Raw genomic sequence first — 22,112 nt, forward strand, 5'->3', positions numbered from 1 at the left:
AATTGGTAATGGGGAATGCCCAATGCCTAATGCCCTGTTACCAATTAATAGAAAATTGAATTGTTTAGGCAATATCTGGCGGTGGAGCCGATCGATACTGTTGCAAGTAAACGTTAATTAAACTCTGTACTTGCTCGCGAGGGATTTCCGTCCCGACTTCCTGATTTCCGGGACTTTCAAAAAAAACAATGCTGTCAAGACCTTCCAGAGCTATCATCTGAAATAAAAGGTGAGTAACAGGCAAAAGCACCGGTCTGAGGCGATCGCCCCCAGCAGCCGCAGCCTGCGACGCATCTTTAATACTTGTCCAAGCATAAATCACCTTCTTCTCCCGTCCCGGTTGCTTGAGATTGCTCAAAACCACGATCGCCCAACTTTGGTCTACCGCTTGCAGGATCGAGTATTCGAGGTGCTGTAGCTGTTGGGCAATTAACACCAGGGCCGGGGCGATCGCCTTTAAGATTTGTGGCGTCGAACCGTCGGGCGGAGCTTTTTCGATTAATGCTTGAATCTGTTGGTCTAAATCCATCAGTCAGTTCTTTGATATCTAAAATTAAAAATTTCAGGTTAGCAGGTCCGCATCCAAGTATATATTACCCAGCACTGCCCTATTAAAGATAAGCTGACACCCCTCTAAATTGAAGATTTTGCAGCCTAGAGTCCTTGTAGCGAGCATTTGGGCCAAAAAATTAAGTGGCTAACACCTTACACAATGTCATCCAAAAAGTCTAACCATAGGGTGCTGAGCGCTAGCGCTGTCCAGGGGTGTTAAATCTGAGCCCGATCAAAAGCCGAAAACTGCTATTTCACGTTCGGATTTTTCAAACTTAAAGCAATAAAAACTGCTTGGGGGAGTTTGGTTTCAAAATCAAAACGCCCAAAGTTAGTAACTTCGTTGTGTACTGAGTCCCCCGGCGCTTACGGCGCACTCATGAGCGGGCTGGGTGCTGATGGCGCACCTTACCCCAGATGGCGACTCAAAGAATTTGTTGGCCCCACTCCTATATATCTATTGTTCATATTTATAGTTGGTCGATCGTCCTTGACGCTACCCATACCTGCCGCTGCACCTCGGACTCATCAGTTACAGCCCTAACTTTTTCGTTGTTAACTGCCCCAGATTTACCTCAAGTGTAACGAAATATTACAAGATGACGCTAAAGCTGCATAGAGGCTTGACAGCAAAGAATTAAGCGGCTAATCTGATATACATACCCGGGTAAGTCAATTCACTGTCATATGCAAGAAAAGCAAAAAGTTACATTGTATCTTCCACCAGAACTGCATCGCCAGCTCAAAATCCGAGCCGCAGTCGAAACTGAACCGATGTCATCAATTGCAGAAAGGGCAATTGTCTTCTACCTAGGAAATCCCGAACTGGTTGACGAAGTAGAAGCCTCCTACGGACAAACCCATCGGGTATACAACTGTCCAGAATGCACGGGTTCAGTAGTAATGCGAGATGGAGAACTGGCATCCGTAACAAGTCAGCCGAGCGTATTGGCTGAACAGGATCTTCCAGTAAAGCAGGTGTCGGGCGTCAGTGCCAGCACGGCCAAACCGGGAGAGGAAGAATTGGTTCCCTGCTAAGAATGCCTTGCTTCGCCAAAAAGCTAAAACTGAAATTTTCAGTAAGAGGGCTAAGGGCAGCATTGAGATTCAGCAAAGATAGCACCGTCTCTAGTGGGTCGAGGACTATGCAAGAAGAGATCAGTATTCTAATCCAAGCTCAATATCCTCTGATCTACCTCGTGACATCCGAGGAAGAGCGGTGTGAGCAAGCAATTTCGACAATAGCTCAAGCCAAACCACAGCGACGAGTATTTATCTGGACTGTAACTCACGGCATTGTGGAGTATGGTCAACCCCGCACCACCACCCAACACAACACCGTCTCGCCAGAGGCAGCCATTGAATGGGTGATCAGGCAGCGAGAACCCAACAGTAACGCTAGCATCTACATTTTCAAAGATTTGCATCCTTTTATAGATTCTCCTCCGGTAACGAGGTGGTTGCGCGATGCGATCGCCAACTTCAAAGGAACGCAAAAGACAATTATACTGATGTCTCCTTTGCAGCAAATTCCGATCGAGCTAGAAAAGGAAGTAGTGGTATTAGACTTCGCGTTGCCAGACATGAAGGAACTAAACCAAGTATTGTCTGGTCAGTTGGAGCAAACGCAATCGCGACGCATTACCACAGAAGCGCGAGAAAAACTTTTAAAAGCAGCCTTGGGATTGACTAAGGACGAAGCTGAAAAAGTTTATCGCAAAGCCCAAGTTTCGACTGGGCGCCTCACAGAAGAAGAAGTAGACATAGTTCTTTCGGAGAAAAAGCAATTAATTCGGCGCAACGGCATTCTAGAGTTTATTGAAGAAGACGAAACCCTGGATGCAGTCGGCGGTTTAGAAGAGCTGAAGCGGTGGCTGAGACAGCGTTCCAACGCCTTTACAGAAAGGGCGAGAGAATACGGCCTGCCCCAACCAAAAGGGATGTTAATTCTCGGCGTACCGGGATGCGGAAAATCGCTGATTGCCAAGACCACCTCCCGCCTCTGGGGACTGCCCCTGCTGAGGCTAGATATGGGTAGAGTCTACGACGGCTCGATGGTGGGTCGCTCGGAAGCCAACCTCCGCAATGCCCTCAAAACAGCAGAATCCATCTCTCCAGCCCTCCTATTCATCGACGAACTAGACAAAGCCTTTGCAGGAGGCACTGGTTCGGCCGACTCAGACGGAGGCACCTCCAGCCGGATTTTCGGTTCATTCCTCACTTGGATGCAAGAAAAGACTTCCCCAGTCTTCGTAATGGCAACAGCCAACCGAATCGAGCGGTTGCCGGGAGAATTCTTGAGGAAAGGTCGATTTGACGAACTCTTCTTTGTTGATCTGCCTACCAAAGAAGAACGCCAAGATATATTTAAGATTCACCTGTCAAAGCGCCGTCGGGAAATTACTCGCTTCGATTTAGAGCAACTTTCTAATGTTTCCGAGGGCTTTTCAGGTGCAGAGATTGAGCAAGCGCTAGTAGCCGCCATGTACGAAGCCTTCGCTCAAGATCGAGAGTTTACGCAGCTAGACATCATCGCGGCCATTAAATCTACAATGCCACTGTCTAAAACAATGACCGAACAGGTCACCGCCCTTCGAGATTGGGCTAGACAGCGTGCACGGCCCGCTGCGTCTTCCGTCGCTGAATACCAGCGAATGGAATTCTAAAAGCTTTCTCCTGGTCCAAACAGGAGCAAAGGCTAGCAACAGCTAGCAGTTCGATTCAAGAGCCGCCCAGCGGCACCGTTAAATCCAGACCGTTGTTGTTTCTCTCTCAGTTGTATTAGGAGGAAATCCAATGTCTCACTTTAGCACACTGCGTACCAAAATCACCGATGCCGAAATCCTGAAAGCTTCCCTGCGCGACTTGGGCATTTCAGTCAAGTCAGAAGCTGATGTTCGTGGCTATAACGGTCAGCGCGTTCGCTCCGACATCGTGGCGATTCTCGAAGGCGAATATGACCTAGGTTGGTCTCGCAATAGCGATGGTTCTTTTGACCTGATTGCCGACCTCTGGGGCGTCGCCAAAAAGCACAATCAAACTGAGTTAATCAACTCCATCAACCAGAAGTACGCAGTTAACAAGACCTTGGCAGCAGTCAAGCAGCGCGGTTTGCAAAATGCCAACGTTAAGCTGGTAGTGCAAAACTAATTGATCTGCAAATTTCCAAGCTCGCGGGTTAACCAAACAAACGGGTTAACCCGTTTTTAGATCGCTAGGATGTAGAGGGGGGTCTTTAGGCCGCCACATACTTTTTTAGCACCCCCAAGCAGCAGCTTTCAGGTTGAAAGCTGCTGCTTTATGCTTTAATGGTCGGCTACCTAATGCTTGGGGCAATCGTCGATCGTTTGTTGATAAATTTCAAGTATTCGATCGACTTTTCGTTCCCAATCAAAATGCTGCCGGACTCGTTCCCGTCCCGCACAACCCATACTCTGCCGCAATTCTGGTGCATGAGCGAGCTTAAGCATCGCATCTGTCAGTCCTTTGATAAAGCCTTCTCTGGAAGCGGGTTCTACTAAAATACCGCAAGTGGAATTCAGATAATCTGCCGGGCCGCCCCAGTTCGTTGCTATGACTGGCAAGCCCACGGCCATTGCCTCCATCACCACAGCCCCGCCGCATTCCCGCAAACTGGGGAAAACCATTGCATCAGCTTGTTGCATTTTGAGAGCGCACTCCTCCTGAGACAGCCAGCGACTAAATACAACGTTGCTGTCGATGCCTAAACGAGCTGTTTGAGCTTCGAGTTCCCCTCGGATGTGCCCATCACCGATGATTTCCAAGACTGCATCAGTTTGAGCGACGACGGGTGCGAAGGCTTCCAGCAGCAAATCTACAGCTTTCCAGCCGATCAGCCTGCCTAAAAATATAAAATGAACCTGCCCAGTCGCTGCTCTTGATAAGCTAGAGTCCGATCGCCACACAGAGAAATCCACGCCGTTTTCCACAAGTTCAATAACTTTACCCTGCACTCCAGATGCAAGTGCCTGCTTCGTCCGATCGTTTGCCACTAACAGCGTCTCGGCTTTGATTTTACCCGGAAAAAGACGATTGAAGAAATCGACGCACTGGTAACCGATCTCGATTAAAATATCAATGATAGGACTTTGGCGAGATCGAAAAGCCAGAGGAAATTTAACCGACGTGTTCATCGGCCCGATAACTACCGGAACTCCTAATCCGAACATCAACGAAGGAACTGTTGCCGAGACTGGTGTCGGTTCGTGTACAATATCAATCTCGTGTTTGCTCACCAGCCGCCGGACAATACGACGCTGTAGGACTTGGGTGTACAGGTGAGAGAGCAGCCCAAAAGTAAACTCATTCACTCTTTCAGGGATAAATCGCCCGCAATTGTGAAGCAGTCGGTGCAGCCAAGTGTCGGGTACAAAGTGCATTCGATCGCAGTCTTCTGGAAACAGCCCTGTGAGTTCTTCCTGGGTGCGGGCGTGCGCCACTAACCATGTCTCTATTTGGCGCGATCGAAGTATCCGGAAATAGTTGACCGGCAGCAATGACTCGCCACCGAATTTAGTTGAGGCGTTCTGAGCAACAATTACAATTCGCATAACTTGTTTGGGACTCAACTGGATTTATGTAAGTAGGTAGACGGGATTAAACCGCATAATGTAACTCTATGTAAACAGGTTTAAGTCAGCCCGTAGAGAGCCTTTTTGCCCTTGTTTACATAGGGGCGTTTTTTCGCGCCGACTTACTTACTCTGAGATTAAATTTCTTCTTTGGAATAACTAAGACGGGTTAGTTATTCCAAGTTTTTCCAAGCACTGAGCTAAAGTTTCTGCACTGCGGCCGTGGCTAAATTTCGCCATGATTTTTTTCCGGGATTCCTGACTGAGGCTCAAAGCAAGTTCGGGATTTTGCAGTATATTGACGATCGCATCGGCCATTTCTTCGGGTTTTTCTGATTGGACTAATACAGCATCCACGCCGTCATCTACTAGCTCAGAAGTTCCGCCTACATTAGTAACAACCGACGGCACCTCCATAGCCATTGCTTCCATCACAGCAACCGGAACTCCTTCATTCAAACTTGCCAAAGCGAAAATGTGAGCTGCTTCTAGACCTTGGCGAATTCGCTGTTCCGAAACAGCCCCAAGTAGCTCCACGCATTCGGACATCGATTTATCTTCAATGATTTTTTGTAGCTCTTGGTGATATCCGCTGCCCCCTTGTTCATCCTCGCCTGCAATTTGCAGCCTCACGTCAAATCCCCGATTTCGCAGCAATTCTACAGTCTCAATCAAGTATTTATGACCTTTCACCGGGTTGAGGCGGCCGCAAGCAAAAATCTTGCACGGACTTCCTTCTTGCCAAGGCTTGTAAGGGCTGCTGCGTTTAATTTCTGTAATATTAACTCCCATGGGAGCAACAGCTAATTGTTTGGGAAGAAAGTTCGCTAATTTATTTTTGACATCATTGAGAAGCAGTTGAGATATGACGATCGCAAAAGCAGCATTTTTCCACTTTTGTTCCTGATTTGACCCGTACACTTCTAGAGTAGGCCCGTGAAGAGTGATACTGTAAGTACAGCCTGTAAGAATTGAGTTAAATAAGGCTATATTGGCGGAATTGGCACAGGAATGAACGTGGATGTGAGACCAACCTTTTGTTTTTGTTAACCCTGCTAGTTTCCCAGCAACCAAAACCAGTGCTAAGAGTTTAACTTTTTCAAATAACGATGTATCTCTCGCTTTGGCAATAACTGCTAGGCACTGCCACCATGCAGCGGGACCTGCTTTGAGAACCTCTAGCAATGAGTTAATAAAATCTTTCGCAGCAAAGGGAAATAGATAAACAGTATTTTTTTGAGCTTCTTCTGCCCATACGTGAGAAGCGATCGCTCTGGGTGGCGGTTGAGTTGATACTAAATCTGTTTCAATTCCAAGTTCTGCAAGAAATTGTCGCTCCCGCCACAAAAAGATGTGTGTTTGTCCGGGAAATTGGGGAATAAAGTATCCGATTTTTGCCTTCATTTCTTACCTACTTTCTAAGTTTTAATTCAAGGATATTTATCTGCTGCTATGCCGATGCACGAACACCTTTCTCACCGAGCATTTTTTCGTAAATTTCGACGATTTTTATGCCCTTGTTCTCCCAGGCAAATTCTCTGGCTTTTTCGATCGCCTTAGCTGACATACTTTCCCGCAGCCGATCATCTTCGACTAACAGCTTAATTTTACTTGTCAACTCCTGTGTTAGATACTCTCTAGAAATCGGCTCGATCTTAAAACCAGTTTCTTCATTCACGTATTCACCAATACCGCCGTTATTGGCAACTATGCAGGGGAGTCCGCAAGCCATAGCTTCCATTACCACTGCGCCCCCGAACTCTCGGATTGAAGGGAAGCAAAAAATATCTGCTTTCCTGTAATAATCCAGAGTTTCTTGTTGATTTACCCATCCGGCAAAACTAACTATTTCCCCTAGATTAAGCTCCTTTACTCGGTTTTCCAAGTTATTTTTTTCTGGCCCGTCTCCTACTATAGTTAAGCGGATTTTACTTTTAATTCCCTGCTCTAATTTCCCCATAGACTCAATGACAATATCGGCACATTTGTAAGGCACTAATCGACCCACAAAAAGCAGATTGATATGGCTAACATCTTTAATTGGGATACTTGTCTGGTTTAAAAAATCCTCCGAAATGCCATTTTCGTAAAACAAATCAATTTTTTGGTCAGGTATTGCAAACAAGTCTTTTAGCATATTTAAAGTATATGTTGAACCTGCTAAAATTTTGTCGGCTTTTTTGTAAGTTTCTACATAACCTGGAATTAATGCTCGACCAACTGCTCTCAAAAAGTTGAATTGAGCAAATTCTTGTTTTGCCGTTTCTTGAAAACCTGGTGGAAAGGGAATGCCCCCATTCACAGGGCCTAGAATAAAAGGAGTCTGCTGGCAAACACTGACTACCTTAAACGGATACCGCGGCATCATCGGGGTAATTGCATGAACTATGTCATAATCTCCGTTGAGGATTTTTCCTTTGAATTTTTCATATACTTGCTGATTAAATTCTTCATAAATTGGGTAGCTCAAGGTATTATAAAGAGGCCAATTGACTCGCCCGTTTGCGGTGAGTTTTTCGACTATTTTATAATATTGTTTTGTTAACTTTCCTTCTTCAAGGTAGACAACTTTTTCGTATTCTGGGTGTTTTTCGAGAGCTGGTTTATTTCTAATATGGGTGACAAGGGTTACATCAGCTAAATTATTGATTTTTTGGAAAAAATTGTACCCCACCAAAGGTACTGATGCCCAGTCAGGATTGCACTGCTCTACAATTAGTAAAACTTTTAATTGTTGATCGCTCATTTGTTTGCTACTCAGGGGTGGACTTTCTGGGACGTTAGCTGTAATTCTAGCTAGCTGAATGAATAGAGTTGGTTGTTTTGTATTCGATCAACTTGCTCTGCTGCCCCAGCAATCGGCGCTGGTGAAACTGGATTTGACCTTGTAGCTGGGGAAATTTGGCTAATACGCAAGACAAAGCGTAGATGGCTGAGTCTTTAGTGGTGAGAGCCCGATGCTTTAGATAATAGTTATAGGTGCGATAGGTTGCTAAGGGGTAGCCACTCAATAGTAACAAGCTCCAGCCTTTTGTCGGCAATATCATTGCCAAGGCTAGGGCTGGCAAGACTAAGCCCCAAAACCAGGTGCTGCGGGTTTCTTTGACCCAATGGCGCTCTGGTTCGCTTCCGTGCATCCAGGAGCCCTCGGCGTAGGCGTAACCGGCTCTTTGGGCGCGCTTCCACCACTGAACAAAACTGGTCATTTGCGCGTCGTGCAGGGTCATTTCTGCGTCTAAGCGAAGGATTTTCCAATCTTTTTGGCGCAGCCGCAAGCACAGTTCGGGTTCTTCGCCGGCTATGAGTGCGGGATTGAAACCTTCGACTTGCTGAAATGCGGTGGCGCGCATCATGGAGTCGCCACCGCAGGCTTTGGTTTCGCCGATGGGGGTATCCCACTCGATGTCGCACAATTGGTTGTAGATGCTTGCTTTGGGGTATCGTTCGCGCCTCCGCCCGCATACTGCTGCTAAGTCGGGTTTGGCGGCGAGTTCGCTGTAGGCTCGATCGATCCATCCATCAACTACTTCGCAGTCACCGTCCACAAATTGGACAAATTCGATTTCTGGTGCTATTTCCAGCAAGCGGGCAAAGCCTTCATTTCTGGCGCGGGCTGCGGTAAACGGTATAGATAAGTCTAGTTCTACTGTATCGGCTCCGAGCGATCGGGCTAACTCTAGGCTACCGTCTGTTGAGCCGGAATCGACGTAGACGACGCGGGCAACTTTGTCTGTGGCTGAGACTAGGCACTGGCGGAGGCGCTGCCCTTCATTTCGTCCGATCGCCACTAATCCAATTTTTTTCAAGTTTTACCTTTTGAATGCGACTACTGAGCAGTTCCTTTTATATTTTAATAAAAGTCCAGCTAATTTCATAATTTTTCTGCGACTTTTAGAAATTATTTGTCAGACTTCCTGGGTTTTTTTTCGATTATTTTTGCCGGTATTCCCACTGCGGTTGCACCGGGTGGCACGTCACAAATCACCACAGCATTGGCACCAATCAAAGCATGATCGCCGATCGTTACGGAGCGAATAATTTTAGCTCCTGCACCAATATCGACATGACCGCCGATTTTGACATCAGCAACAATTGTCACCTGCTGAAGAATCAGACAGTTAGGGCCAATGGAAGCACTGGGATGAATGACAACGCCATTAGGATGAGTCAGCAGCAGTCCTCCTTGTATTTGGCAGTTCAAAGGGATGTCTGTTGCAGTGACAACGCTCCAAAATCGATGCTGGATCACGTTCCAACGGCATAAAATATATCCTCCAATTCCACCCTGCTGCTGCCACTTTTGATAGTTGCGGATAGATTTGAGCAGTTGGCGACTGGGTTCCCACCACTTGCTAAGTTTTTCGCGGCTCCAGTCTGGTTCTGTAGCAGAAATGATTGACTTAGTGATTGACTCAACCATTGTTTGTGCAATTTTTTGATGATGTAGACAATTGTGCCTATTTGTGGGGTTTATCTTAAGATTAATCTCTAACTTGACTAGGGAGATTTATTGAATCTCCGCAGAGTTATAGCAGAAGCCATAAGGAAGAAAATGATTTAAGCGTTGTTTTCAGCAGGCCGGGATTTGATAATTTTGGCAGGGATACCAACGGCAGTTTGACCTGCGGGAATATCTGATAAAACTACAGCATTGGCACCGATATTTACGTCGTCTCCTAGGTTGACCTTGCCGAGGATTTTTGCACCAGCGCCGACGTTAACCCGATCGCCCAATTGAGGGGATTCTAGCGGTTTGTCCAAATAGCGGTTTCCCAAGGTTACACCTTGGCGGATAATGCAGTCGTCGCCGATCGTACAATATCCGTGAATAATAATAGCGTTTTGATGTTCAATCACCACGCGACGACCGAGCTTCACAGTGTAAGGCAAGTCTATCCCGTAACTATTGCGGACTTTTCGGTAGAGTGCTCGATAAATAATGCTCAAAGGAGCTCGCAGTAATTTCGGTTCTACCTGCATTCTCCAGACGCCAAAACGCTGCACTGCTACGGCGCGAAATCCCGGTTTTGTCCAATCTCGACCATGAGCAATCCAGTCTTCTTTAATTTGCTGCCACAGTCCCAAGCCGGGGCTTTCTACTTGATTTTCACTGGTGATTAAGTTTTGCTCAGTTACCATAAGCTCTAATTCACGCTATTTCTTGTTTACTCTATTGCTAGATGCCGACGATATTAATGGGTCTGTCAGGTTTTTGAGGAAGGAGCAATCCGGTTTTATCGATCGAGAATACTAATTTCTCGGCTGCACCATAAAATATTTTGCTTGCCTAGGTTAACCTGGTTTAGTTGGCTTTTACCGATTTACCAACTCCCTTTAAAAGTTTTTGGATTTTTCAATCTTACCCCCCTTAAAAAATACACTATTTAATACAAAATCCCTCAACAATTGTGGTGGATCGCCATCGGGTTTGCCTTGAAGTACGCGGCGAACCCTCCACGCGGCAAAACCGGAAGCCCAGGATATATCAGTTAATGCTGTGTAAACCAAGCCGTAGTTTTTGATAAAGTACCTACGCCGGGAATCAAACCAATAGGTGGGCAGCCGCTTGGCGGGCTTTTTGGTGTCAGTGACGCCTGAGCTTTGGCCGACTAAGTGGACAACACGACTTTCGGGTACGTACCAGCAACTCCAGCCAGCTTTGTTCGCTTGCAGACAAAAGTCCATTTCTTCGCAGTACATGAAATAAGCTTCATCCATCAAGCCAATCTTTTCAAATACTTCGCGACGGACGATCATGCTGGCTCCAGCTACCCAATCAGTTTGACAGGTTTTTTGAGAAATGGGAGGCGCTGCGGCCCAGTTGGCTAATAACTTGGATATAAAGCCTGTCCGCCAACCAAAATCGAGTTCGGTAAAGAGGTTGTGAAACCTAAAAGCTGACTCCTGGGGCGTGCCGTCGGGGTCTTCCAAGCGGCTGCCGGCGATGCCGGCTTCGGGGTGGGAGTCCATGAAATCGACGAGGGCTTTTAAGGCACCGGGGCGAACTATGGTGTCTGGGTTGAGCAGCAGGAAGTAAGGGGGAGGATTGGTGGATTGGAGGGCGGGACGGATCAGGGCGTTGTTGCCGAAGGCAAATCCGCCGTTGCGGTTTAGGGGAACGAAGGATGCCCATTCATTCCAGCCTTCTGAGGCGATCGCACTACTAATTTCTTCGACGGAGCGATCGCCTGAAGCATTGTCGCCAACTACAACTCGCATACCGGGCAGCGATTGAACTTCGCTAACTAGAGAGCGCAAGCAGTCTATTGTCAAACTAGAGGTTCGGTAGTTAACAATGACAACCAGCAGTGGATAGGGGTGATTGGACTCGCTGGCCTTCGACATAAGTACCGTTGTTGGTTTAACAACTTTTTAGCTCAAGTTGTACCCATCTGGCAAGCTGGAGCGATCGCCCGGAGTGCAGGTATCGCCTAAGTAGATGAGTGGGAAAATACACAAGTAGTCAAAAGCGAGGGTCACTCCGTGAAACGAAGCAATCCCAAAGGTTCTGGCAGCTTTACATTCGGTTACACAGCCCGGTTTATTTGCGCCTACCTACTTACTTTTTTGATTGCTCCAACATAATTGACAAAAGCTGCCACCGCTGCCGGTGCATTTCTTCGTGAGTCAGGCGGCGAGCATATTTCAGACCTGCCATGCCCATATTTTGAAGTAGGTTCAAGTTTTCTCCCGACTGTTTGAGCAAGTTTGCTAAATCAACTGGGTCATTGCAATTACCGATCAAGCCTGTGATGCCGTTTTCGATACAGTCGCGGAGTCCGGCGGTGTTGTTTGCCAGTACCGATACGGCCTGGGAATAAGCATCGTATACTATTCTGGGCTGTTCGTCTGAGGTACTGGGAACCACAACAGCATGATATTGTTGCAGCCGCCCGAAGAATTCTCTGCCGTAAGGAATAGTTCCCAAAATTTCTATCTGTACCGATTTTTGCATTGCCTTGCTGGCTGCTTGGCAGTTGCTTAACAGTTCGCCTTCACCTAGTATGTCCAGCTTGACGGGAATGTTTTCCTCCTCCAATATTTTCATTGCTTCTAGGAGAACTAACAGGCCTTTCTCTGGAACCAATCTGCCCGCAAATAGAATTTTTAGTTGTTTGGGCGAGGCTGACAGTTTTTCGTGCCATATTTTAGTCGCCTCTGCTTCCGAAATAATATTTTCTTCATCTATCCACGAAGCATGAATTATCTGACTTTGTTGGTGTCGTTTTTTTAATAAACTTTGCTGATATTCTGCCTGTGTAAAGATTGTCAAGTCGGCGCTGTTGATGCACCAGCGATTAAATGTTTCGTATATGTAAGCTTGAATTTTGGCTTTAATGCTGGCAGGGGTGCCCGGCAGCAGCCGCCACGGTGCGGACTCGACTATGAGCACGTATGGTTTCCGCTGTATCAGGACTATTGGCGTCACTAACCATGCCATCGGAATCGGCCAGCCTGCTACGCCACTATGTACGAGATCTGAAGATGCGATCGCGCCCCAAAGCTGGGCAACCGTTGCCGGCAGCAGCAATATTGCTTGGGCCCAGCTATTTGGGGAGGGAAGGTCAATAAATTTAGCATCAGCAAATGATGTTTCCGAATCCACCTCTATTGTATCTTCAGGGGGGGTTTCTCGCACGCACGGACATGCTAGCGTGAAGTTTTTCAAATACTTGAAGTGTTGGGTTAGGTCTTTAGCCCACATTAAATCGAGATACCTGCTGCCTTTGGAGTCGTAGAAAAATGGGATGTTGAGGACTAGCAGGTAGCGCTTGTCTATGGGCATCAAAGTCGGTTCTTTAGCCCCATCTTCTGTGATATTTAACGAGTTGGAGTCCATAAAATACACTACGATTAAATGCGATATATCTATTTTAATACCACTTTAAGCTAATTCGCATTTAAATTGCATAGTTAAATAAATTTTTCCTCTTTTGGGGAGTAGGGTTGGGCGCGAAAGCCCGCCCTCAACATACAAATTAAATGCACAACAGCTTAGCCAGTTTTTAGTATTAATTGACACCCTCAACACGCAATCATATCGCCAAAAAATACTGAAGTCAATTTTAAATCTCGCCGCTCTGGATCAAAGTCGATACTGCCTATAGGCTTGACTGGCAGCTCGGTGCAGCAACGAATGCCGATAAACTAACCCCTTAGCGTCATCGCAATAGCCCCCGCCAATCACGCAGGCAACGGGATAGCCACCAGCCAAACACGCCATCAAAACTTGCATTTCCCGGCGAAATAAGCCCGTATCAGTTAAAGCTAATTTTCCCAGTTTGTCACCGTGATGAGGGTCTACTCCAGCATCGTACAAAACTAAATCTGGCTTGACATTTGACAGCAAATCTGGTAGGAATTTATCCAAGGTTTGTAAATATTCGTCGTCCTCCATACCTACAGGCAAAGGTACATCTAAATCGCCTTTTTGTTTGGTGCCGGGAAAATTGACTTCGCAGTGCATCGAGAAAGTAAAAACGCTACTGTCATCTTGGAAAATTACGGCGGTTCCGTCTCCTTGGTGGACATCTAAATCGACAATTAAAACTTTGCGAACTAAACCATTTTTTTGTAAGACGCGAGAGGCGATCGCCAAATCATTAAAAATACAAAAACCCGACCCAAAACCAGGGAAGGCGTGATGAGTTCCGCCCGCAGTATTGCAAGCCAAACCGTAGTCTAAAGCGAGCTTGGCAGTTAGTACAGTTCCTGCAACCGCAGTGCAAGTGCGATTAGCAAGAGCCCGACTCCAAGGCAGACCAATTCGCCGAGTCGCTTTGTTATCGAGCGTCCCGTTGCAGTAAGCTTGAACATAGGAGTGGTCGTGGACTAATTCAATCCATTCTTGAGGGGGAAGTTCGGGAGCGTGAAATTGCGATTTATCTGCTACCCCGTCCGCGAGCAGCATCTCGTAAAGCATCCGAAACTTTGCCATCGGGAAGCGGTGAGCCGGTGGCAGAGGTGCAACGTAATCTTCGTGGTAAATAATTGGTAAGTCCATTAAAATTATTGTATAACGAATGAATCTCCAATTGAACGCCTGCAATCTCAAATTTAAATTCGCTGGAGAACTTGTATATGCAACAACTAAAAACAGTCTGGCAGTCCGGCAGCACCGACCCCGAAAATGCTGACAATCTCAATAATATTAGTCAGTGGTGGGCAAACCTGAACGGCAAAGAAATTAGCTGGGTACAGCGACTGATTCCGCAAATCGGCGGTCTGAGCGAAATTCACTGGCACCCCCAGCGTTTTGACGAAACATTTGTGATAGTCAATCCTGAAATTCGGGAGGAAACTCTCTATTGGTACATACCCGATTCTCCTGTCCAACGTAACAACACTGTTGACAAATTAGAACTTGACAACTTGCAACAGCAATTGTACATCTATCCTCAGTTGGAAGCGGAACTGGTAATTCGCGTAGGAATTCCCGAAGTTAAATATCAAACACTTGAATTAAACAATCCCGAAATCGCCTTGGGCGAAGATAATATGCTGCTGCTGTGGGAATCTGACCAAGAACTAGAAATTAAAATTTACTTAAGCAATGAAAATATTGCTAAACTTAAGGAATTGCTGGCATAGAAAAGACAGATAAAATAGTTTATCTGGTAGGCTGTGGGTGCCACTGGATGGATCGCATCTATACTCTTAGTTACCTATAAATATCTTAAGACTGATGGGCGGGTGGGTCAAAACCGAGGTTTTTCACAGCCATACTTTGTTGCAGCGACAAGAGTAAAAAAAACGGTTTCTTCGCCTCGTGGTATGTCCAGGTGTGTATCTCGGCTAAAACCCTTTGAATGTGGCAGCAGAATGTCCAGAAACTTGCGTTATCCTCCTGGGAGTTTTAATCCTAAAGTCAAGCAAAAAACTGTCCTGAGCGCATCAACCGGGTTATACGAAAATACTTTGTCGCAGCCATTGAACAAAGTTAAACAATCCGGTTGCTTTGCTCTGGAGTGCCTAAGCGATGATGGTTTTTCGGCAGACTTAATTTGGACAGCAAATAAGGCGATTTTTGGGGACAATAAAATGTGGTTAAGTACGGTTAGTTTGAGTAGCAAACTTAAGACAAGCAACCAATAAGTTTAAAAAATAGAAGGTGCGTTAGTTGATGGCTACTATCTAAAGTTAATCTTCTATTTGCTGAGTTTGAAAAGGTTTAATAAATAATTAGGATCGGAAGGAATCGCAAAATTTATTAAATCATCAATCTGCTGCTAGCACTAAAAAAATTACCATGACCAGACAAAAAATGATATTTGACAAAGAAAGTATTCACATTTTAATTATTGATGATCAGCCCCAAAACCTGCGCTTTATATCAAACATATTGACGAAAGAAGGGTATAAAGTTCAGCGGGCGATTTCGGGAGAAATGGCGGTCAATGCTAATTTAACCGTTCTCCCCGACTTGATTTTGCTAGATATTGCTATGCCAAAAATGAACGGATATGAAGTATGTGCTCGACTTAAAACCAACGAAAAGATGAGGGAAATTCCGGTTATTTTTTTGAGTGTGTTTGAGGAAACTTTTCACAAAGTTAAAGCTTTTGAAGTCGGCGGTGTTGACTACATTACTAAGCCTTTTCAAGTGGAAGAAGTTTTAGTGCGGATCGAAAGTCAACTGACTATACAACAGCTATCAAAACAATTAAAACAGCAGAATGCCCAACTGCAAAAAGAGGTAGAATTCCGCAAGCGAACAGAACAATCACTCCGGGAAAGCAAAGCGCGTTTGCAGAAATTGGCGGTCAATATACCGGGAGTTCTTTATCAATTCATAAAGAAGCCAGATGGAAGTTTTAAGTTTGAATATATTAGTTATGCTTGTCGAGAGATTTACGAATTAGAGAGTGAAGAAATTTTAAAAAATCCCGACTTTTGCTTCGATCAAAATCATCCAGATGACCAAGAATATCTGGTGAAACAAATTGCTACTAGCGCCCAAAGTTTAGAACCTTTTGCCTGTGAATGGCGGATTGTTACACCGTCGGGTAAACTCAAATGGCTGCAATCTAATTCTCGGCCAGAAATGCGTGATAATGGCGATATTGTTTGGTATGGCGTACTTTTTGATATCACCGATCGCAAGCACGCAGAAATAGAAATGGCTGGAGCTAAAGCTGCTTTAGAACGGCAAGTTCAGCGAGAATTGCTGATCGCAAAAATAACTAAAGAAATTCGCTCAAGCTTGCAGCCAGAACAAATATTTCAAATAGCTGCCACTCAAATCGGTCTGGCATTCTGCGCCAATCGCTGTTTGATTCATACTTACGTTACTACCCCCCAAGTCGATATTCCTCTGGCGGCCGAGTATCTTGAACCGGAGTGTGAATCTATTCGGAACGTACCTGTTCCAATTTGGGGCAATCCTCACGTCATACAAATGATGATACAAGATGTGGCGATCGCCTCCAACAATGTTTATTCAGACCCTCTGTTGCAAGCTGCTCAACCGATTTGCCAGAAGGTTGGGTTAAAATCGATGCTGGCAATTCGCACTTCTTACCAAGGCAGGGCAAACGGTGCTATCTGTTTGCACCAGTGCGATCGCTACCGGGAATGGACTTCCGAGGAAATCGACTTATTAGAAGCTGTGGCGGCTCAAGTAGGGCTCGCTATCGCTCAAACTAAACTGATCGAACGAGAAAAAAACCGAATTCAGCAGCTCGATCGGCAAAATAAAGTGCTGCAAGCAGAAATTCGCACCCGTGTCCGCGCCGAGCAAGCTCTGCAAGAATCGGAAACAGAATTGCGGGCGATTTTTGCCGCCATGACTGACACAGTTTTAGTGAGAAATGCAGAAGGGCGCTGCATCAAAATTGCCCCGACAGCATCAACAAATTTGGTGAAACCTCCCAGCGAAATGATTAACACAACCGCTCATGAAGTCTTGCCTAAACCTGTAGCAGATTTAGTATTAAATGCCATCCAACAAGCTCTAAAAACTAAGCAAAGCATTAATGTTGAATATAGCTTTAAAGTCGGAGAGCGCGACGTTTGCCTCGACGCTAAAGTTTCTCCGCTGACTGCAGATTCAGTGATTATCGTGGCGCGAGATATTAGCGTTCGCAAACAAACAGAATCCGCACTCAGAGAGAGCCAGCACTTCATTCAAGCGATCGCCGATTCCAACCCGAACCTATTGTACGTTTACGATTTAATTGAACAGCGGAATGTTTATACCAACCGACAAATTTCGACGATACTTGGGTACACCGCCCAAGAAATACAAGATATGGGTACAGCAATGATGCCGACGCTGCTCCACTCCGAGGATTTGCCAAAGTTTTTTGAAAACCTCCACAAAGTAGATCAAGCCAAAGACGGTGATGTCATTGAATGTCAATACCGCATGAAACACAAAAACGGTGAATGGCGGTGGCTGCACAGTTGGGATACTGTATTTCTCAGAACAGCAGATGGTAGTAAACCCAAACAAATTCTCGGCACTGCTAATGACATCACAGACCGCAAATTAGCCGAAGAGAAACTGCTAGCATCGCAGCAAAGAATCTCGTTTTTATTGCAGCAAACGCCGATCGCAATTATTGAGTTAAACCTCTATTTAGAAATTATCACTTGGAATCCCGCAGCCGTGGCTATTTTTGGCTACAGTGAGCAAGAAGCGATTGGTCGAGTCGCCGCCGATTTGATCGTACCTGAAAGCTACCACCCGCAATTATCTGAGATTTTCAATCATGACTTGAATGCCAAATCCAGCGGCACTACCGAAAATCTGACTAAAGACGGCAGAATTATCATCTGCGAGTGGTATAATACTCAGCTAATTGACGATAACGGTACAGCGATCGGCATTGCTTTAATGGCTGTAGATATTACCGAACGCAAGCAAGCAGAAACCGAACTGCAAGAAAGTGCTTTACGACAAAGAGCGATCGCCCGCATCATTGAAAGAATGCGGCAAACTTTAGATATCCGAGAAATTTTTCACGCCACAACCCGAGAATTGCGCCAAACCCTGAAGTGCGATCGAGTCGCCATTTACCGTTTCAATCCAGACTGGAGTGGCGAATTTGTAGCCGAATCCCGTGACCAGAAGTGGGTTTCTTTCATCCAAGCACAGGAACTCGATTCTCACCTTACTGAAGGCGCTTTAGACAGCGACCGTTGCGTCGTCAAAGGATTAGATAGCCCCTCACAAGAAGTACGCGATACCTATTTGCAAGAAACCCAAGGCGGGCCCTACAGCCGAGGTACAACTTACCTTTGTGTCCCAGACATTTACAAGCAAGGATTCGATATTTGTTACATCAATTTGCTAGAAAAATTTCAAGCTAAATCTTACATTATTGTGCCAATTTTCTGCGGAAAAACGCTCTGGGGATTACTAGCATCCTATCAAAATTCAGCTCCCCGGCAGTGGAGCGAAGCTGAAATCAACGTTGTAGTTGATGTAGGTACTCAGCTAGGAGTAGCATTACAGCAAGCGGAATTGCTCGCCCGCACTCAAAGGCAGTCCATGGAACTGATTAAATCCAAAGAAAACGCCGAAGTTGCCAACCGCGCCAAAAGCCAATTTCTAGCTTCCATGAGCCACGAACTCCGCACACCTCTCAACGCCATTCTGGGTTTTTCCCAAGTCATGGCCCGCAACAGTTCTATCACGGAAGAACAAAAAGAATACATAGAAATTATTAACCGCAGCGGCGAACATTTGCTGGAACTCATCAATGATGTTTTGTCCATGTCCAAAATAGAAGCAGGTCAAATTACCATCAATCCCAGCCGCTTCAATCTCTACAACCTTCTTAATAGTCTCAAAGAAATGCTGCAACTAAAAGCCAACTCAAAAGGTTTGCACCTAATCTTTGAAAATGCCGATGATTTGCCACAGTACATTCAAACAGACGAAGCTAAATTGCGGCAAGTTTTAATTAACCTACTCGGCAATGCGATTAAATTTACTCAGCAGGGAACCGTGACTTTGCGCGTCAGCAGCCAATCTGACAAAGACGCCACAGAAGAAAAAAAATCCCAATTGTATTTTGAAATTGCCGACACGGGTCCCGGCATTTCTCCCTTGGAACTTGCCACATTATTTAAGCCATTTGTACAAACTGAAACTGGTCGAAAATCCATGCAGGGAACGGGTCTGGGGTTGCCGATTAGCCAACAGTTTGTCCGAATTATGGGAGGTGATATTGCTGTTGAAAGTCAACTCGGTCAAGGCACAATTTTTAGCTTTAATATCTGGGTTAACTTAGTAACACAAAGTGATGAACAAGAAAAATCCCCGATTAAACAAGTTATTGCTTTAGAAGCCGGACAAGACACTTATCGGATATTAATAGTTGAAGATGTAGCAGAAAATCGCCAACTGCTGCTTAAGCTCCTGATACCCCTGGGGTTTGAAGTCCGGGAAGCAACTAACGGTCAAGAAGCAATTGCTTTGCATTCAACTTGGAAGCCGCACTTGATATTAATGGATATGCTGATGCCCGTGATGGATGGGTATGAAGCGACAAGACAGATTAAGAAAACTCTAGAAGGTAGAGAAACAATAATTATTGCCTTGACGGCCAGTGCTTTTGACGAGCAGCGGCAAATAATTTTGTCTGCTGGTTGTAACGATTTGATATGTAAACCGTTTCGGGAAGAGGTACTCTTTGAAAAGATAGCGCATCACCTCAACCTGCGTTATATTTATGAAAAAGAGAACCTATCTACTTCTTTTTCAACACCGACGCTGCTTAAAAGTTTGACCACCGAGGATTTGAGTGTAATGCCCACAGACTGGGTGGTCGAGTTGCACCGAGCAGCACTTTGTGTTGATGACAACCGCATCCTCGAACTCATCGAGCAAATTCCCGAAACTGAGGCAAATCTCGCTAACGCTTTAACAGATTTAGTCGATAATTTTCGGATAGATATCATTATCGATTTAACTCAATTATATTATGATGAACGACCATCCATTACCAGCGACTCCTAAAGACATTCTGATCGTTGACGATATGCCGGATAATTTGCGACTTTTATCCACTATGCTGACATCTTACGGGTATCATGTCAGGAAGGCTATTAACGGACACTTGGCTTTGCAAGGGGCACAAATATCTCCTCCCGATCTAATTTTACTAGATATTAATATGCCACAAATGAACGGGTATGAAGTTTGTGAGCAGTTAAAGTTAAGCGAAAAAACTCAAGATATTCCGGTAATTTTTATTAGTGCGCTAGATGACGTGCTGGAAAAAGTTAAAGCTTTTCAAGTAGGAGGAGTGGATTACATTACTAAACCGTTTCAAGTAGAAGAAGTTATAGCCCGCGTCCAAAACCAACTTTCCCTTCGTTTGCTGCAATCCAAACTGCAACAGCAAGCTAGGGAACTGCACGATCGCAATTCTAGATTGCAGGAAGAAATCGCAGAACGGCAGCGGGCTGAAGAATCAATCCGGTTTTTGCTGGAAACGACGCGGGCGATCGGCGAAGCTGTAGACTTTCACTCAGCTTTAGAAGTAATTCTGCACCAAGTTGGCGAAACAATCGGATGGGATGTAGGAGAAGCTTGGATTCCCGATGCAGAAGGAACTGTGCTGCAATCTGCCCGGGGCTGGTATGCCAGCAACCCCAGCATGGAATTGTTCCGTACCCAAAGCCAACAACTGACATTTGCCCGAAATATAGGGCTGCCGGGACGAGTTTGGGCATCCAAGCAACCGGAATGGGTAGAAGATATTTCCAAGGGCTACCCGCATTTTCTCCGAAGTCAAATAGCACTAGAACTCGGATTCAAAGCGGGTTTTGGCGTGCCGATTTTGGTAGGCGATGAAGTATTGGCAGTGCTAGTTTTCTTTAAAAATTCGTCTGGTGGGAAAGACGCGCGATTTATAGACGTTTTTAATGCAGTCGGCACTCAATTAGGTTCTTTGATTCAGCGCAAACAAGCAGAAGAATTGCTGCGTATTGCCCAAGAAAAATATCACAGCATTGTAGAAAATGCGATGGAAGGCATTTTTCAAAGCACGCCTTCAGGAGGCTATCTCAGCGCTAATCCAGCTTTGGCAAAATTATACGGTTACGAATCCCCAGAAGAACTGATGTCCGAGATTAAAAATATTGCTCAGCAACTTTACGTTGACCCAGAACGCCGCCTCGAATTTGTGGCTGCTATGGATACTGAAAATGCCGTTTCGGGATTTGAATCTATGGTATGTCGCAAAGACGGGCGCCGGATTTGGGTGTCAGAAAATGTTCGGGCTGTTCGAGATTCAAAAGGTGAGCTGATCTACTATGAGGGTACTGTTTCTGACATTACAGAGCGCAAATTAGCGCAAGAAGCGCTAAAAGTTCAACAAGAACAAAGCGAGAAGTTGCTGTTAAATATTTTACCCAAACCAATCGCAGAACGCTTGAAGGCAGAGCAAAGCACGATCGCCGACAGTTTTGCCCAAGTAAGTGTTTTATTTGCTGATATTGTTGGCTTTACTGAGTTGTCGGCGAGAATGTCTCCCACCGAGTTGGTAAAGCGATTGAATGTAATTTTTTCGCACTTCGACCAGTTAGCTGAAAAGTACGGTGTGGAGAAAATTAAGACTATTGGCGATGCTTACATGGTAGTCGGGGGATTGCCTACACCGAGACAGGACCACGCCGAGGCGATCGCCCAAATGGCCCTGGGAATGCAGGCAAAAATAGCAAAATTGTCCGCCGACACAGGGGAAAAACTGGCAATTCGCGTTGGCATCAATTCCGGGCCAGTTGTTGCGGGAGTGATTGGTGTGAGCAAGTTCACTTATGATTTGTGGGGAGATACGGTGAATGTAGCGGCGAGGATGGAAGCTACGGGTTTTGCAGGCAGCATTCAAGTTACTGATGTTACTTATGAGCTTTTGAAAGATAAGTATTTGTTTGAGAGGCGAGGCGTGATTCCGGTAAAAGGTAAGGGGGATATGATGACTTATTGGTTGCTACAAAAAAAGTAAAAAGGGG

At 45.6% G+C, this 22,112-nt stretch carries 16 protein-coding genes; 6 read left to right on the forward strand and 10 right to left on the reverse strand.

Annotated features, from left to right (window positions below; genetic code table 11):
* Nucleotides 1-64: 64 nt before the first annotated feature.
* Nucleotides 65-529: a hypothetical protein gene (locus QUA34_RS18030; protein ID WP_333081970.1), complete on the reverse strand. Its 465-nt coding sequence runs from the start codon at nucleotides 527-529 to the stop codon at nucleotides 65-67.
* A 710-nt stretch (nucleotides 530-1,239) separates the two neighbouring features.
* Here QUA34_RS18030 and QUA34_RS18035 point away from each other — a divergent pair.
* The 3 genes from QUA34_RS18035 (at nucleotide 1,240) to QUA34_RS18045 (ending at nucleotide 3,702) form a co-directional block, all read left to right on the forward strand.
* Nucleotides 1,240-1,590, forward strand: a complete 351-nt coding sequence (locus QUA34_RS18035; protein ID WP_006635783.1) for a hypothetical protein — start codon at nucleotides 1,240-1,242, stop codon at nucleotides 1,588-1,590.
* A 107-nt stretch (nucleotides 1,591-1,697) separates the two neighbouring features.
* Nucleotides 1,698-3,218: a stress-responsive protein Ycf46 gene (gene ycf46, locus QUA34_RS18040; RefSeq protein WP_333209848.1), complete on the forward strand. Its 1,521-nt coding sequence runs from the start codon at nucleotides 1,698-1,700 to the stop codon at nucleotides 3,216-3,218.
* Between the two features lie 130 nt (nucleotides 3,219-3,348).
* Nucleotides 3,349-3,702: a DUF1257 domain-containing protein gene (locus QUA34_RS18045; protein ID WP_006635781.1), complete on the forward strand. Its 354-nt coding sequence runs from the start codon at nucleotides 3,349-3,351 to the stop codon at nucleotides 3,700-3,702.
* Nucleotides 3,703-3,872: 170 nt separating this feature from the next.
* Here QUA34_RS18045 and QUA34_RS18050 read toward each other — a convergent pair whose 3' ends face one another.
* From QUA34_RS18050 to QUA34_RS18090, 9 genes are all read right to left on the reverse strand, one after another.
* Nucleotides 3,873-5,123, reverse strand: coding sequence for a glycosyltransferase family 4 protein (locus QUA34_RS18050; protein WP_333388799.1), 1,251 nt, complete (start codon nucleotides 5,121-5,123; stop codon nucleotides 3,873-3,875).
* 180 nt (nucleotides 5,124-5,303) lie between these two features.
* Nucleotides 5,304-6,548: an exopolysaccharide biosynthesis GT4 family glycosyltransferase EpsE gene (gene epsE / locus QUA34_RS18055; protein WP_333388801.1), complete on the reverse strand. Its 1,245-nt coding sequence runs from the start codon at nucleotides 6,546-6,548 to the stop codon at nucleotides 5,304-5,306.
* Between the two features lie 46 nt (nucleotides 6,549-6,594).
* Nucleotides 6,595-7,890 carry a glycosyltransferase family 4 protein gene (locus tag QUA34_RS18060; protein ID WP_333388803.1) on the reverse strand — a complete coding sequence of 432 codons (1,296 nt, stop codon included), beginning with the start codon at nucleotides 7,888-7,890 and terminating at the stop codon, nucleotides 6,595-6,597.
* A gap of 46 nt (nucleotides 7,891-7,936) precedes the next feature.
* Nucleotides 7,937-8,950 (reverse strand): glycosyltransferase, encoded by a 1,014-nt coding sequence (locus QUA34_RS18065; protein WP_333388805.1) that lies wholly within the window; start codon nucleotides 8,948-8,950, stop codon nucleotides 7,937-7,939.
* A gap of 92 nt (nucleotides 8,951-9,042) precedes the next feature.
* Nucleotides 9,043-9,564: a serine acetyltransferase gene (locus QUA34_RS18070; RefSeq protein WP_333209840.1), complete on the reverse strand. Its 522-nt coding sequence runs from the start codon at nucleotides 9,562-9,564 to the stop codon at nucleotides 9,043-9,045.
* Nucleotides 9,565-9,701: 137 nt separating this feature from the next.
* Nucleotides 9,702-10,283 carry a serine acetyltransferase gene (locus tag QUA34_RS18075; RefSeq protein ID WP_333209838.1) on the reverse strand — a complete coding sequence of 194 codons (582 nt, stop codon included), beginning with the start codon at nucleotides 10,281-10,283 and terminating at the stop codon, nucleotides 9,702-9,704.
* Nucleotides 10,284-10,478: 195 nt separating this feature from the next.
* Nucleotides 10,479-11,489: a glycosyltransferase family 2 protein gene (locus tag QUA34_RS18080; RefSeq protein WP_333388808.1), complete on the reverse strand. Its 1,011-nt coding sequence runs from the start codon at nucleotides 11,487-11,489 to the stop codon at nucleotides 10,479-10,481.
* A gap of 214 nt (nucleotides 11,490-11,703) precedes the next feature.
* Nucleotides 11,704-12,984 (reverse strand): glycosyltransferase, encoded by a 1,281-nt coding sequence (locus QUA34_RS18085; RefSeq protein ID WP_333388810.1) that lies wholly within the window; start codon nucleotides 12,982-12,984, stop codon nucleotides 11,704-11,706.
* 246 nt (nucleotides 12,985-13,230) lie between these two features.
* Nucleotides 13,231-14,148 carry a histone deacetylase gene (locus tag QUA34_RS18090; protein ID WP_333388812.1) on the reverse strand — a complete coding sequence of 306 codons (918 nt, stop codon included), beginning with the start codon at nucleotides 14,146-14,148 and terminating at the stop codon, nucleotides 13,231-13,233.
* Between the two features lie 77 nt (nucleotides 14,149-14,225).
* Here QUA34_RS18090 and QUA34_RS18095 point away from each other — a divergent pair, with 77 nt between their 5' ends.
* From QUA34_RS18095 to QUA34_RS18105, 3 genes are all read left to right on the forward strand, one after another.
* Complete coding sequence (locus QUA34_RS18095) at nucleotides 14,226-14,735, forward strand: hypothetical protein (RefSeq protein ID WP_333388814.1); 510 nt, start codon at nucleotides 14,226-14,228, stop codon at nucleotides 14,733-14,735.
* Between the two features lie 658 nt (nucleotides 14,736-15,393).
* Complete coding sequence (locus tag QUA34_RS18100) at nucleotides 15,394-20,112, forward strand: response regulator (protein ID WP_333388816.1); 4,719 nt, start codon at nucleotides 15,394-15,396, stop codon at nucleotides 20,110-20,112.
* Complete coding sequence (locus tag QUA34_RS18105; RefSeq protein WP_333388818.1) at nucleotides 20,078-22,105, forward strand: adenylate/guanylate cyclase domain-containing protein; 2,028 nt, start codon at nucleotides 20,078-20,080, stop codon at nucleotides 22,103-22,105. The genes QUA34_RS18100 and QUA34_RS18105 overlap by 35 nt, the downstream gene beginning before the upstream one ends.
* Nucleotides 22,106-22,112 lie beyond the last annotated feature (7 nt).

Source organism: Microcoleus sp. POL10_C6, assembly GCF_036701585.1.
GTDB lineage: Bacteria > Cyanobacteriota > Cyanobacteriia > Cyanobacteriales > Microcoleaceae > Microcoleus.